Source organism: Zavarzinia sp. CC-PAN008 (genome assembly GCF_051903925.1).
GTDB lineage: Bacteria > Pseudomonadota > Alphaproteobacteria > Zavarziniales > Zavarziniaceae.
The window spans coordinates 1,716,470-1,730,947 of the sequence record NZ_CP173678.1 but is presented as its reverse complement, the minus strand read 5'-3'; the positions used below and the strand labels follow the sequence as shown (position 1 = coordinate 1,730,947).

11 protein-coding genes are annotated in these 14,478 nt (G+C 71.3%); 9 read left to right on the top strand and 2 right to left on the bottom strand.

Going from position 1 to position 14,478, the window contains the following annotated elements; translation table 11 throughout:
- Positions 1–6: 6 nt before the first annotated feature.
- The 4 genes from ACI6GS_RS08125 to ACI6GS_RS08110 are packed head-to-tail and all read left to right on the top strand — an operon-like array spanning position 7 to position 5,670.
- On the top strand, positions 7–1,002 hold the full coding sequence (locus tag ACI6GS_RS08125; protein ID WP_439817284.1) for an aldo/keto reductase: 996 nt from the start codon (positions 7–9) through the stop codon (positions 1,000–1,002).
- Complete coding sequence (locus tag ACI6GS_RS08120) at positions 999–2,324, top strand: glycosyltransferase (protein WP_439817283.1); 1,326 nt, start codon at positions 999–1,001, stop codon at positions 2,322–2,324. The genes ACI6GS_RS08125 and ACI6GS_RS08120 overlap by 4 nt, the downstream gene beginning before the upstream one ends.
- 58 nt (positions 2,325–2,382) lie before the next feature.
- Positions 2,383–4,209: a tetratricopeptide repeat protein gene (locus tag ACI6GS_RS08115; RefSeq protein WP_439817282.1), complete on the top strand. Its 1,827-nt coding sequence runs from the start codon at positions 2,383–2,385 to the stop codon at positions 4,207–4,209.
- 33 nt (positions 4,210–4,242) lie between these two features.
- Complete coding sequence (locus ACI6GS_RS08110) at positions 4,243–5,670, top strand: O-antigen ligase family protein (protein ID WP_439817281.1); 1,428 nt, start codon at positions 4,243–4,245, stop codon at positions 5,668–5,670.
- On the opposite strand, the gene ACI6GS_RS08105 is transcribed toward ACI6GS_RS08110, so the two are convergent.
- Both ACI6GS_RS08105 and ACI6GS_RS08100 read right to left on the bottom strand, forming a co-directional pair.
- Entirely contained in the window at positions 5,643–6,374 is a 732-nt protein-coding gene (locus tag ACI6GS_RS08105; protein ID WP_439817280.1) for a hypothetical protein, read from the bottom strand. The genes ACI6GS_RS08110 and ACI6GS_RS08105 overlap by 28 nt on opposite strands.
- A 70-nt stretch (positions 6,375–6,444) precedes the next feature.
- Positions 6,445–7,905 carry a hypothetical protein gene (locus ACI6GS_RS08100; protein ID WP_439817279.1) on the bottom strand — a complete coding sequence of 487 codons (1,461 nt, stop codon included), beginning with the start codon at positions 7,903–7,905 and terminating at the stop codon, positions 6,445–6,447.
- 331 nt (positions 7,906–8,236) lie between these two features.
- Here ACI6GS_RS08100 and ACI6GS_RS08095 point away from each other — a divergent pair, with 331 nt between their 5' ends.
- The 5 genes from ACI6GS_RS08095 to ACI6GS_RS08075 all read left to right on the top strand — a co-directional run bounded on the left by ACI6GS_RS08095 (position 8,237) and on the right by ACI6GS_RS08075 (position 14,419).
- Positions 8,237–9,319 carry a lipopolysaccharide biosynthesis protein gene (locus ACI6GS_RS08095; protein WP_439817278.1) on the top strand — a complete coding sequence of 361 codons (1,083 nt, stop codon included), beginning with the start codon at positions 8,237–8,239 and terminating at the stop codon, positions 9,317–9,319.
- A 5-nt stretch (positions 9,320–9,324) separates the two neighbouring features.
- Positions 9,325–10,509, top strand: coding sequence for an alginate lyase family protein (locus tag ACI6GS_RS08090; protein WP_439817277.1), 1,185 nt, complete (start codon positions 9,325–9,327; stop codon positions 10,507–10,509).
- Between the two features lie 114 nt (positions 10,510–10,623).
- Entirely contained in the window at positions 10,624–11,718 is a 1,095-nt protein-coding gene (locus tag ACI6GS_RS08085; RefSeq protein WP_439817276.1) for a ferritin-like domain-containing protein, read from the top strand.
- 150 nt (positions 11,719–11,868) lie between these two features.
- A complete protein-coding gene (locus ACI6GS_RS08080; RefSeq protein WP_439817275.1) occupies positions 11,869–12,663 on the top strand; it encodes a MerR family transcriptional regulator in 795 nt (264 codons plus the stop codon).
- 205 nt (positions 12,664–12,868) lie between these two features.
- On the top strand, positions 12,869–14,419 hold the full coding sequence (locus tag ACI6GS_RS08075; RefSeq protein ID WP_439817274.1) for an ABC transporter substrate-binding protein: 1,551 nt from the start codon (positions 12,869–12,871) through the stop codon (positions 14,417–14,419).
- The last annotated feature ends 59 nt before the right edge of the window (positions 14,420–14,478 follow it).

The window sequence follows — 14,478 nt, the reverse complement described above, 5'->3', positions numbered from 1 at the left end:
CGGTCGATGCCTGACATCGCCCGCCGCCCCCTTGGCCGGACCGGCCTCAAGGTCTCCGTCCTGGGCATGGGGCTCAGCCGCATCGGCTCGATCCTGGCCGCAGTCGGCAAGGCCGAGGCCGAACGCGCGATCGTGCGCGCTGCCGAGCGCGGCATCACGCTGTTCGACACCGCCGACATCTATGGCCAGGGCGACAGCGAGCGCGTCCTGGGCCGTGCCCTGCGCCCTGTCCGCGCCTCCGTCGTGATCGCGACGAAGGGCGGCTTCCTGCTGCCGCGCACCGGGCGCAAGGCGCTGCTGCTGAAGCCGCTGGTCCGCGCGGCGGCACGCCTCAGCCCCCAGGTCCGCAGCGCCCTGGCCAACCGGCGGGCCCGGCCCTATGACCACGACTTCTCGCCCGCCCACATCGCCGGCGCGGTCGAGGCCAGCCTGAAGCGCCTGGGCACCGACTATATCGACCTCTACCAGCTGCACAGCCCGCCCGCCCCGGAGATGGTCGAGCCGGCGCTGGAAGTGCTTCTCCGCCTGCGCGAGCAGGGGAAGATCCGGGCCTTTGGCGCCGCGTGCGAGGAGTTGGCCGACGTTGCTCCCTGGGCCGCGGCCGATGCTGCCGACGTGGTCCAGCTGCCCGGTGCCGCGCTGGGCACGCCAACCCTTGCACAGACGCTGGCAACGCTGGACGGCTGGGGCGTCATCGCCCGCCAGCCGTTTTCCGGCGGCACCTGGATGGCCCTGGCGCAGAAGGGCGAACCGCCCAATGCGGAGGCCGCCGCCCTGCGCCGCCTGTTGGCGGAGATGGGGCTGAGCCCGCTGGGTGCCGCCCTGGCCTGGGTCCGCGACCATGCCGGGGTCAGCACGGTCCTGCCGGGCATGACCTCGACCGCGCATGTCGAGGAATTGGCGGACGCCATCCAGACCCGCGCCTTGTCCCCGGACGAGATTTCGGCAATCACGCGCCAGGCGCAGGCGGCGCAGGCCGCGCTGCACGGCCGTGGCGCATGACGCCCGCCGCCGCCAGCACCGCCGGACCGCGCTGCGTTGCCTTCTGGACCCGCGAACTGGCCGGGCAGCCGCTGGCTGGCCGCCTCCATGTCATCGCCCGCATCCGCGAGGCGATGGAGGAGGCCGCGGCCGCCAATGGCGGGGGTGTCACCCACCTGCGCCTGCCCAACCTGTTTGAACGTGGCGGCGTACTGACCTTCCTGGTCGCGGGGGTGTCCTTCCTGTGGCACCTGCTGCGACTGAAGCCGATGGCGCTGCAATGCGCGCTGTTTGCGACCTATGGCGCCTTTGGCAGCCTGATCGCGGCGATTCCCGCGGGCACCCCGGTCGTCTATGTCGATGGGGTACGCTCGCTCGCCTTCCTGCGGGCCCTGCGCAAGATGCGGCCCGACCTGCGCATTGTCTGCGACTTCGACGATCTGATGTCGCGACGGGTCGAGCTCCTGCTGTCGATGACCGAGATCGTGGCCCCCGGCTACCTCTCGACCAAGCTGCCGCGGATCCTGACCCGGATCGTCACGGCGCCGCTGTTCGGCCACATGATCGCCCGGTACGAACTCTGGTCCCTGCGCGGAGCCGAACGCGAGGTGCTGCAGCTGGCGGACGCCGTCAACCTGCTGTCCAGCGTCGACGCCCAGTCGCTTGAGGTGGTGCGCGGCCGCCTGGGCCGCCGCGCCCGGGCGACAATCGCGGTCACCCGCCCGGTCGTCGCGGTCGTGGCGCCGCCGGTACCGCGCCAGACGCCGCTGCGCTTCGTCTTCATCGGGACTGATGGCCTGACGCAGAACCGCCTGACGATCGACCACCTGGCCGCGCTGTGGGACCGCCACCGGCCGACTGCCGAGTTGCACCTGTTCGGCTTGATGACGCGGGAGCGGCCGCTGCCCCCCGGCGTCTTCGCCCATGGCTATGTCGACAGCCTGGCCCAGGTCTATGACGCGCGCTCCATCCTGCTGTCGCCCAGCTATATCGGCGGCGGCGTCAAGACCAAGGTGCTGGAAGCCTTTGCCTGGGGCATTCCGGTCGTGGGCAACCGCCTGACGTTCGAGGCGATGGCCCTGGATTCGGCGGAGCTGGCCGACTATCCCCTGCTGCTGGACGAGGCGGCGATGCTGGAGCTGATCCGCGCGCCGGAGGCCCAACTGGACCGGCTTGACGAGGCGGCGCGGCGGGGTGCCGCCTATGTCGCCGAACATCACGACCCGCGCCGCTTCCGGCGCCGCTGGGGTGCCCTGCTGGGCCTGCTGCCGGGCGATGGCGCGGACCTCGGAACTGAACGCCGGCCGGGACCGCTGGCGCAGGGCCGGGCGGCGCCGACATGAGGGCGCCCAGGCAGGGCGGATACAGTGTTGCGGCACGCGTAGAGAAGGAGACGCAGGCATGAACAGCTTGACCCGGCGGCATGGGACGGCCGCGCTGGCGCTCTGGGCCGCCGCGACCCTTTCGGCCTGCGCCACGGCGCCGGCACCGCAGCCGACCCCGGCGGCGCTGCCAGCGGCCGACGGCTCGGCCGCCAGCCCCGGGTCAGCCGCCGCGGACGCGGGCCCCCCGGCGCCGGAGGATACCTCGCGCGAGGGACTGCTGGCCCAGGCGGCGGCATTGGAAACCGGCACCGGCGTCGCGCAGGACGAGCGCCGCGCCTTCCTCCTCTACTACCAGGCCATGGGACTGGAGCGGACATTCACCCCCCGGCGCGGCTGGCGCTCGGACTACCGCGCCCGGATCGCGGTGGCGCGCATGCTGATCGACGGCCGGGGCGTGGGCAAGGACCCGGCCCAGGCCGCCAACCTGCTGAAGCTGCCGGCGGACGAGGGCAATGCCCTGGCCCGGTTCGAACTGGGCAAGCTCTATGAGAAGGGCGAGGGCGTGCCCCGCGACATCGACCGCGCCGCGGCCCTGTACCGGGCTGCGGGCTCTGGCGGGTCTGCCGCGGCGCTGATGAACCTGGCGCGCCTCAACCAGGGCGGGGAGTTCGCCGAGGCCGACCCCCAGGCGACGGGAAGCATCCTGGGCGACGCGGCTTCCGCGCTCGAGGCGCGGGCGCGCGCGGGCGAGCCCAGCGCGTCGCGCCAGCTTGGCCTGCTCTATGAACAGGGCCGGGGCGTGCCGCAGGACCTGGCCCGCGCGGCGCAGCTCTACCAGGTCGCGGCCGACGCCGGCGACGGCAATGCCGCCTATCGCCTGGGCCAGTTGCATGACCAGGGCCAGGGTGTCGCCGCCGACCCGGCCAAGGCGGCGGCGCTGTACCAGAAGGCGATCGACGCCGGCTATGCCAACGCGGCCGGCCCCCTGTCGATGCTGTATGAACAGGGCCGGGGCGTGCCGCAGGACCTGGCCCGCGCGGTGGCCCTGCTGACGCCGATGGCGCAAGGGGGCAACGCCGCGGCCCAGTTCCGCCTGGCGCGCCTCTACGATCGGGGGGCAGGTGTTCCCGCCGACCCGCAGGAAGCCGCCCGCCTCTACCAGGCCGCTCTCGATGGCGGCGACGTGCGCGGCGCGCTGTGGCTGGGCCGGCTCTACAATGCCGGGCGCGGCGTGCCGCGCGACCAGGCCCGGGCGCGCAGCCTGTTCGAACAGGCCGCCGCCGACGGCGACGCCAATGCCAAGCTGGAGCTGGCCCGACTGGGTGGCGGCGACGCAGGCCAATTGCAGCAGGAGGGCGAGGCCGCGCTTCTGGCCAACGCCCAGGCCGGCAATGCGCGCCCGGCCATCCAGCTGGCCCGCCTGGTGTTCGGCGGCAATGGCGTCACCCCGCCCGAGCAGGTCGTGGCGGCGCTGCGCCCGTTTGCCGACCAGGGCGACCTGACCGCCAAGGTGGAACTGGGCCGGGCCTATGAACTGGGTCGCGGGGTCGCGCGCGACCCGGCCCAGGCTGCCGCCCTGTACAAGGCGGCGGCCGATGGCGGCGACACCGGCGGCATGATCCGCCTGGCCAATCTGCATGCTCGGGGCGTCGGCGTGGCCAAGGACGAGGCCGCGGCGATTGCTCTTTTGAAGCAGGCTGGCGAGCGGGGCGACGTCTATGCCTATGTGCGGCTGGGCGACCTCCACGCTGACCGCCCGGACGGCAAGGCCGAAGCCTTTGCCTGGTACAGCCTGGCGGCGCGCAAGGGAAATGCCGAGGCCGGGCGCAGCGCCGCGGCCCTGACCCTGACGCCGGCCGAGCGCACGCAGGGCGAGAGCCTGCTGCGCGGCCTGGGCGGCTGATCGTCGGTCACAGGACAGGCGGGGACCGCTGCGATGGGCGACCGGCTGCTGGCCTGGGGGACCATGGCGCTGGTGCTGCTGGCGCCGCTGCCATTCGGGTCCAACCGTCCGGCACTGTGGAGCCTTCTAGCCCTTCTCGTCGGCCTTCTGCTGGTGGCATGGACCGCGCGCCAGGCGCTGGGCGGCGGTCAGGTGCGATCACCGCCGGTCGCGTGGCCCACGCTGCGCGGGCCCATCCTGCTCTATGGCCTGGCGCTGGCCTGGGCCATGGTCCAGACCATTCCCGGCGGCCTGGGCCTGGCGCATGAGAGCTGGTCCCTGCTGCCCCAGGCCGGCCTGGCCGCAGGGCCGGAGACGATCTCGGCCAATCCGGTCGCGACCTGGACCGGGATCATGCGCCTGGCGACCTATGCCGCCTTGTTCTGGCTGGTCGTCCAGGGCTTTGCCACGCATGAGCGGGCGCATCGCGCGCTCCGCATCCTGGCGCTGGGCACCGCAGCCTATGCCTTCTATGGCCTGTGGCTGCATGCCCTGGGGGCGCGCACGATCATCGGGTTCGAGAAGTGGGCCTACCTGGACAGCCTGACCTCCACCTTCGTGAACCGTAATTCCTACGCGACGTTCGCGGGGCTGGGCCTGCTAGCCAGCCTGGGCCTGGGCGTGCGCAGCCTGACCCGGCGCGCGCAGGTCGCGGCCGGACGGGCGCCAGCCGATGGACGCCACAGCGCCGACCCGGCGCTGGCCTTCATGAGCGCACTGGCCAATGCGACGGCACTGCTGCTGAGCCAGTCGCGGGGCGGCCTGCTCGCGGTGCTGGTGGGCGTCGTCGTGCTGGGCGTCGGACTGCTGCTGCGGCTGAAGAACCGCCGCGCGGCGCTGGCCATGGGCGGCGGCGGCGCGGTCGTCCTGGCGGCGCTGCTGGCCTTTTCCGGGGGCGACTTGGCCGACCGGTTCGGCCGCCTGCGTGATACCGCTAATGAAGCGGGGCAGCGGCTGGAAGCCTATCGCCAGGTCGTGGCCGGCATCGCCGACCGGCCCCTGACGGGCCATGGACTGGGGACGTTTGCCGACACGTTCCGCCCCTATCGCACGCCCGATCTCGCCATCTACTTCGACCGCGCCCACAATTCCTATCTGGAACTGGCGTTCGAGCTGGGCGTGCCGGCCGCGAGCGCGCTGGTTGCCGCCCTGGCCTGGACCGCCATGCTGGCCTGGCAGGGACTGCAGCGGCGGCCGCGGCGCTTCGTGCCCGCCTGGGTCGCGGTCGCGGCGACCGCACTGGTCGCGACGCATGCCCTGATCGACTTCAGCCTGCAGATTCCAGCCGTGGCCCTGCTCTATGCGGCGCTGCTGGCGCTGGGCACGGCCCAGGCGCTGGCCCCTCGGGAGCCGGAAGTGGCCGCACCGGGCGCGGCGCGCCGCAGCGCGCCTGCTCAGGGGGTCGCGGCAGGCGGAGCCTGAAGAGACAGCGGCGGGGCGACGGGGAGGCCGACCACGCTCTGGCGCATCAGCATCAGGGTGGCCACGGGCACCTCATCCCGCAGGGTCGCGAGCGCCAGGGCAAACACGGCCGGATCACCCAGCATCAGGCGCAGCGCGCCGGGATCGGTGCGCCAAAGGCCACGCAGAGCCTGCTGCGCCCCACCCAACCCGCGGGGCCCCAGATGCGGGCGCAGGCTGGCGGCCAGCCTGACCTGAGGCGCCCACAGCCAGCGATCACCGGGGCCGGAGCGGAACGAAGCCAGCAGAGCAAGCGCAGCGCCGGCATCGTCGTCGCGGTCGTGGCGCAGCACGGCCAGGCGCAGCCAGCCGGCCGGATCGGCTGGTGCTGCCCGGAGCGCGCGGTCCAGGGCCTGCTCCGCTGCGTCCGCCAGGCGGCGGTCGGGATCGGCATGCAGGCTGCGCGCGATGTCCTGGCCGATCGCCAGATCGCGCAGCAGGGCGGGATCGGCGTGCCAGGCCGCGGCGGCGGTGCGTGACCGTGCCAGGCGCTCATATTGCTGGGGCGACGGGTCCTGTCCCTGGTCCAGGGCAAAGCGCACCGGTTCGCCCGACAGACCGGCCAATGCCGCGCCAACACGCGGCACGGCCAACGCGACCAGCGCCAGGCCAACCGCGCCCGCAACGAGAAGGAGCGCGCGGTTGGCCGCGCGCTCCTGTCCCATGGTGGATGTACTCAGTGTCGGCAGGAGAGCCTCCGCCCGCGCCCCTGTCCCGTCAACGTCGGGTCCGAAATCAGGCCGAGCTGCCCGGGGGTTCGCGCCCACCGTCCGGCGTGCTGCCGTCATTGCCGGGATTGCCCGGGCCGCCGGGCGTGCCGCCGGCTGCCGGGGCCGCATCCAGGACCAGGGCGCAGGCCTCGAAGAAGTCGGCCGTGGTGTTGCAGATCTCGTTCAGGATCAGGCCGGTGTCGACACCCTGCGCCTGGGTGGTCAGGGCCGCCTGCATGATCTCCTCAGGCGTCGCGGCGACCGGGTCCTTGCCCAGGTTCGAGATGATGGCCGCGCGCACCGCGGGGTCGGACGGCATGGCCGCCGGCGGGCCGCCGGCAGCGCCCTCGGCCGGGGCGGCCGGATCGGCGGCAGCCATCTGGGCCCCCTCGGCGCCCAGGCCATCGCCCGAGGGCGTCGCCGATGCATTGCCGGGATTGGTGGCCTGCGCGGTGGCGGGGCCGGCCGCGGGGGAGGCGATGTCGCCACCCAGGGCCGAGGCCACCTGGCCGCAATCCTCGCTCAGCACCGCGTTGGACGTGCAGACTTCCGCCAGGACGGTGCTGCGGTCATAGCCCTGGGCAACGGTCGCCAGGGCCGCGGCCGACAGCTCCGCGCCCGTGGCGCCGGCCAGCGGCCGGCCCAGATTGCCTTCGATCGCGGCCAGCACGCCGGGATTGCCGGACGTCGGCGCCATGGCCTGGGTCAACGTGCCCGACGGCGCGGCAGAGGCGGCGGCCGCCGTCGTGGCGGACGTCGAGGTTGCCGAGGCCGAAGCGGGAGCAGAGGCGGCGGCCAAGCCGGCGCCGGCCTGGCGGGGGGTGACCGCGACAGTCCCGGCGGCGGGGGCAGCACCCCCGGCGGCATTGGCCAGGGCGGCGGTCACCCGCTCGCACGAATCGGTGAGGACGGCGGGGTCGTTGCAGACCTCGGCGATCACGGCGCCCGACTCGTGCCCCTGGCCCACCGTGCGGAGCGCGGCGGCCGCCAGCTCGTTGGCGCTGGCCGAGGAGATGGGGCCACGCAGGTTGCCCTGGATCGCGGCGCGCGTCGCGGACTCCGGAGCCGCTGCGACGGCCTGGGTGACGGCTGCCGGTGCGGCGGCAGCAGGGGTCGCGGCAGCCGGCGTGGCAGAGGCGGTCGCGGCAGAGGCGGTCGCGGCAGCGCCGCCACCCGCGACGGCAAGGCCAGCGGCCCCGGCTGCCGGCGCCGGCAGGTCGACCGCGGTGATGGCGATGGCCGCCTTCTCGCACGTGTCATAGGGCACGTCCTCGCGCTGGCAGAGGACGTTCAGGACCTCCGTCGCGTCGAGGCCACCGACCCGGACCGCGGTCTCGGCCGCGCGGGCCAACTCGTCGGAGCTCGCCTGGGCCAGCGACTTGCCCGCCAGGTTGTTCTGAATGACAGTGAGCGTTGCACCAGACGCCATGGCCGACGTGGAGGCCAGCAGGACGGCCAGGAACGCGGAATGCCGATGCCAACGCATGCGATGTGCCCTCCGGGCGGGTACTTCGTGATCTGGCGGAACACTACAACATTTTTAGATACGTTGTCGTGATTTTTCGTGATCCGGATCACGGATTGTGGTGACGGGTGGCAGTGCGAACGTCTTCACCCGACGAAGGTTCCAAGCCGCCCCGTCAACATTAACCTTAATTCTGCGTTGAGGCCGAATTCACCCTATGCGCCGTACCTCGATTTCGTTGGTCGAACAGGCGCTGATCTCTGGCGCGACCTTCCTTCTGACACTATTCGCGGCAGCGCGATTGCCCCAGACTGAAGTCGCGGCACTGACATTGTCTTTTGGCGTCACACTGATGATTGGTGGCGTTCACCGCAATCTGGTCATCATCCCGCTGCTACAGACGTTGCATGATGGCGAACGGCTGAAGATCCGTGGCCGCACCTGGCTTCGTCTCAACCTGGCGACCGCGCTGGTCCTGGCGGCCCTCGCCCTGACGCTGTGCGGACTGGCGGTGCTTGCCTTGCCCTGGTGGGTGGCGAACGCGCTGCTGTGCAGCGCCGTCGTGCTGGTTCCGGCGCTGCTCTTCGACTTCGAGCGCCGCCTGCACATGATTGCGGGACGCTATGCCGCACTGCTGCCCGCGGCCGCCCTGTTCGCCGTCCTTGCCGCAGGCGGCACGGCCTGGATCGCGGGACCGCAGGCACCCGCCCTGGCCATCGCCGGCGTGCTGGCCCTCGCCCATGCCAGTGGGGCGGCCTTGTGCGCGATGCTGCGCCCGCGCCTGGCCGCGCCGGCGACCGCCCTGCGCCCGCTGCTGGCCGAGTTGTGGCCGCAGGCCGGGCGGACCCTGGCGGGCCATGTCGCGTTCGGGTCCTACATGCAGCTCAACGGTTTTGTCGTGGGCGGCGTGCTGGGTCCGCTGGCGGTGGCGGACTTCAACGTCACGCGCACCTTCCTGAACCCGGTGGCGACGCTGATCACCGCGATCGACAATGTCCAGCGCCTGGCGATGGTCCGGGCCCATGCCGAGGGCGGCGCGCCGGCCCTGCGCCGCGCCATGCTGCGCACGATGCGGCGCCTGCTGCTGCTGGGCCTGCCCTATGCGCTGGGCATGGCGCTGGCTGGCCCCTGGCTGATGGAGGTGCTGTTTCCCGGCCGCTATGGCCATACCGACCTGCTGCTGGGCCTGTGGGCGCTGGTCGCGGGCCTGACCCTGGTCGGCCAGCCGGTCGAGACGGCGCTCTATATCCTGGGGGCGGCGCGCGTGCTGATGTGGTCGCGCATCGTGGCGGCAATCGTCGGCGCGGCGGCGATTGCCGGCCTGTCCTGGGTCGCCGGCCCGCCGGGCGGCGTGGCGGGCGTCGCGGTGGCGCTGGTCGTGACACTTGGCGCCGGGCTGTGGCACCTGGCCCGGGCCTTCCGGAGCGGGACCTGAGCGCGTTGCGCGCGCGGCTGCTGGCACTGGGCCTGGGCCTGTTCCTGGCCGTGCTGCCGATCCTGCCTGGCGCGGCGCAGGATGGGGCGGGGTCGCTGCCCCAGCCCCTCCGCAGTCCGGTCGACGTCGCGGCGCAACGCGCGGCGGCAGGCGACCCGCTGGACGACTTCGCCTGCAGCGGCGCCCCTGCCCCGCCGCCCGACCTGGTCTTCCAGCCCTTCTTTCGCGACCAGCGCGGCACGCAGCGGGACGAGGCGCTGTACGCCGCCTACGCCGCCCGGCGCGAGCCGCTGGACCAGTTCAAGCAGGGGCTGGCGCGCCTGGCCTCCCGCAACCTGCGGGCCGCACCCGGGCATGACGCCGCGGGGACCTGCGGCGCCGCCTGGCTTCTGGACTGGGCCCGCGCGGGCGCCCTGGTCGACGTCGCCGCAACCCAGCAGGGGGAGTTCGAGCGGATGTGGCTGCTGGCGGCGGTTGCCAGCAGCTATGCCCGGCTGCAGGCGGGCGAGCGCCTGGCCTATGTCGACCGGCTGAAGGTCAAGGCCTGGATCCGGGCGCTGGCGCGCCACGTGATCGTCTATTTCGGCCCCGGTGGCGGCTACGACTGGCCCAACAACCTGGTCTACTGGGCCGGCTTTGCCGTCGCCGCCGCCGCCGTGGCGGTCGACGAGCCGGCCTGGCTTGCCTTCTCGACCCGGCAGTTCCGGCGGGGCGTGGCGCAGGTCGATGCCCGCGGCCTGCTGCCCCTTGAGATGCGGCGCGGCCCACGGGCGCTCTACTACGGCTCCTACGCCCTGGTGGCACTTGTCGGGATCATGGAGATCGGCGAGGCGAACGGCCTGGACCTGGCGCGGGAGGCGGGACCGACCCTGGCGCGCGCGGGCAGCGCCCTGGCCGCGGTGGAGCGCGACGCAAGCGCGTTCGAGGCCGAGTTCGGACCCCAGGCGGTCCGCCTGCGCGATGCCTGCTGGACGCTGACCTGGGTGGAGCCGCTGGAGGCGCGCTTCCCCTCGCCCGACCTGTCCTGGATGCTCAAGGCGTGCCGCCCGATCTCGCTGTCCGAACTGGGCGGCGTGCAGACGGGCCTGGGCTTTGCCGCCGCCTTGCGCGGGCCGTTGGACGCGGGGGAAGCACCGGAGCCGGAGGCCTTGCGCCGCCTGTTCCGCGATCTGGTCGGCGGCCAGCGCTGACAGGGCCGGGGCGGATAACGCCGTTCAGATTGCTGTTGGCAAGAGCGCTGCCGGGCTGTACCGTCGACAGAAATGCGGATCAATGCTCCGCACTTTGCGATGGAGGACAAACCCATGCGACTGGCCGATACCTATGCGATCCCGGTCAAGGACAGCGTCTGGACCGTGCCGCAGGGCTTCGATGCCGCCTTCGACTGGCGCTACGACGAGGACCGCGCGGCGATGAGCCACCTCTACCGCATGGGCGTGGACATGCAGTGGGATTCGGTCGCGCGCATCGACTGGACCCAGGAAATCGATGAGGAGAACCCGCAGCAGTTGCCCGAGGCCATGCTGCCGATCGCCGGCATGGCCGAGTATGAGAAGATGTCGGCACGGGAAAAGGCGACCGTGCGCCGCCATCACCAGGCCTGGCAATTGTCGCAGTTCATGCACGGCGAACAGGGCGCCCTGATCTGCGCGGCCAAGATCGTGACGCAGGTCCCCGACATCGACTCCAAGTTCTATGCCTCGACCCAGACGATCGACGAGGCCCGCCATGTCGAGACCTACAAGCGCCTGCTGTCCAAGTTCGGGGTGACCTACCCCATGACCAAGCCGCTGTGGGAACTGATCGACCAGGTCCTGCGCGACAGCCGCTGGGACATGACCTATCTCGGCATGCAGGTGGTGATCGAGGGGCTGGCGCTCGCTGCCTTTGCCCAGGTCCGGGACAACGCCCAGAACCCTCTGGCGCAGCAGGTCAATGCCTATGTGATGCAGGACGAGTCGCGCCATGTGGCGTTCGGCCGGCTGGCCTTGCGCGACTACTACCCGCACCTGAGCGAGGCCGAGCGTCGCGAGCGCGAGGAGTTCCTGGTCGAGGCCTGCTACCTGATGCGCGACCGCTTCGATTCGGCCGAGCTGTGGCAGAACCTCGGCCTGAACGTCGAGGCCTGCGCCGCGCATACCTATGACAGCGGCTACATGGCCGGTTTCCGCTCGGCCCTGTTCTCGCGCATCGTGCCGATCGTCAAGGACATCGGCCTGTGGAGCCCCCGCATCGTCGCGGCCTATGACCAGATGGGCGTGCTCGGCTATGCCCAGGCCGACGTCCAGGCCATGCAGGACGAGGACCAGGAGATCGCCCGCGCCTTCGACGCACGGCGCCAGCACATCGAGAACGTGATGGCCCGCGCCCGGCAGGCAACCGCCGCCGCCGCGGAATAGGGGCCATGTCCTGGCGATAAAGGGGGGAGACGCCGCGCCCGCTCCGATGGGGCGGGTGCGGCGGACTGCCAATCGCCGATCGCCAAGACGCACCCCGGTGCGCAGCCCTTGACGTCTGCACTGCGGACCCTGCATCCAGGGTTCATGAAAATGAAGGAACTGGAGCGGCGCACCGGCATCGGCCGGGAGACGATCCGCTTCTATATCCGCGAAGGCCTGCTGCCGGAACCGGACCGGCCCAAGGCCAATGTCGCCGTCTATGACGACGGCCATGTGCGGCGCCTGCAGATGATCCGCCGGCTGCAGCAGGAACGCTACCTGCCGCTGTCACTGATCAAGGTGCTGATGGAGGCGCCGCAGACGCCGGAGCCGCTGTCCAGCATCCCCGAACTGGATGTGAACCTGGCCGCGCGCATGGGCCTGGCCCCGCGCCACGACCATGTCGGCCTGGCCGAGGCGGTGCGCATTGCCGGCCTGAGCGAGGCCGACCTGCGCGTGCTGGCCGAATGCGGCGTGGTGCGCCTGGTGGACGGACCGGACGGGGCCGGCATCTCGTCCTTCGATGTCGCCATCGCCAGGTTGTGGGGCCGGGCCAAGGTCGCCGGCTATGACGAGCGCAACGGCTTCGACCCCACGGTCACCAAGCTTTATGTCGACGTGATCGAGGCCATGGCCGAGCGCGAGATCGACCAGTTCTATGGCCGCGTCGCGGGCAAGCTTGGCGGCGACAGCGTCGCTGCCCTGGGCCAGGTCGGGATCGAGGTCGTGAACGACCTGATCGCCCTGCTGCGCACGCGCGCCCTGCTGGAACGGGTCGCCGCGGTGAACCGCGCGCAGGAGGCGGCGACCCGTTCCCCGGCACCTGCACCCACATCGGCACCGGCACCGGCACCGGACGCGGCGGCCCCCGCCCGGCGCCGCACCCGCAAGAGCCCCGCGGCCTGACCCGGGGCCCAGGCGTTCCGCCGGCCGGAACGCCTGCCATCGGTCGTCAACGCTTTTTGCGCATGCGGCCCTGGACCGCCGGCCTTCCGCCGACTTAGGCTTTTTCCCACCGGAAGGTCATTCGGCAGGGGGGAGCTTGGCGATGCGCAAGTTGATGAGGGGCCGAGGGTTCAGGACCATCGCGGCAGGCCTTGCCGCGGCATGGATGCTTGCGGCATCGCCCCAGGTCATGCCGGCCCAGGCGGCAACGCCTGCCGACGCGCTGGTGATGGCCAAGAACATCGACGACATCATCACGCTGGATCCGGCGGAGGTGTTCGAGTTCTCGGGCGGCGAAGTCGTCTCGAACATCTACGACAAGCTGATGATCTATGACGCCGAGGATACGTCCAAGCTGGTCGGCGGTGTTGCCGAAAGCTGGACGATCGACGGCCAGACCTACACGTTCAAGATCCGCTCCGGCCTGACCTTCCAGTCGGGCAATCCGCTGACCGCGGCGGACGTCGCCTGGTCGCTGCAGCGGGTGGTGAAGCTGGACCTGACGCCCGCCTTCATCCTGACCCAGTTCGGCTGGGACAAGGAGAACGTGACCGAGCTGGTGACCGCGCCGGACGCGACCACGCTGGTGCTGAAGATCACCGCCGACTTCGCGCCGACCTTCGTCCTCAATGCCCTGTCCGCCAATGTCGCCTGCGTGGTGGACAGCAAGCTGGCCCTGGAGCATGAGGCCGATGGCGACCTGGGCCATGCCTGGCTGAAGAACAATTCGGCCGCCAGCGGCGCCTACAAGCTGGTCGCGTGGAAGCCGAACGAGTCCGTCTCGCTGCAGGCGTTCGAGAACTTCCGCGCCGGCGCGCCCACGATGAAGCGCGTCATCGTTCGCCACATCGCCGAGCCGTCCGCCCAGCTCCTGCTGCTGCAGAAGGGCGATATCGACGTGGCCCGCAACCTGTCGCCCGACCTGCTGAAGGGGGTCGAGGGCAATGCCGACATCACCGTCTCGGCAGCGCCCAAGGCCGACGTCTACTACCTTGGCCTGAACCAGAAGGTGGCCAACCTGGCCAAGCCGGAAGTGCGGCAGGCCCTGCGCTACCTGGTCGACTACCAGGGCATGGCCGACAGCTTCCTGAAGGGGCTGGTCAAGGTGCACCAGAACTTCGTGCCGACCGGCTTCCTGGGCGGGATCGAGGAGACGCCCTATACCCTGGACGTCGCCAAGGCCAAGGACCTGCTGGCCAAGGCGGGCCTGGCGGACGGTTTCGAGATCCAGTTCGACGTGCCCAGCACCTTCCCCTGGAAGGACATCGGCCAGTCGATCCAGTCGACCTTCGGTCAGGCGGGGATCAAGGTCACGATCAACTCGTCCGACCAGAAGACCGTCATCACCAAGTACCGTGCCCGCGGACACGAGATGGTGCTGCTCTACTGGTCGCCCGACTACCAGGACCCGCATTCGAACGCCGACACGTTCTCGCGCAATCCCGACAACTCCGACGATGCCTCCGCCAAGCCGCTGGCCTGGCGCAATGCCTGGGACATTCCCGAACTGACCGCCAAGAGCGATGCCGCGGTCAAGGAAACGGACGAGGCCAAGCGCACCCAGCTCTATCACGAGATCCAGCAGGTGGTGCGCGACGACAGCCCGTTCGTCATCATGTTCCAGACGACCGAGGTGACGGCGCGGCGCGCCACGGTGAAGACCTTCGTCTCGGGTGCCACGTTCGACCAGGTCTATTATCGCGGGATCACCAAGTAGGCGGGAGACGATCCTGAGCCTCCGGATCCCGATCCGCACCAGCGCCCGGCGTCAGCGTG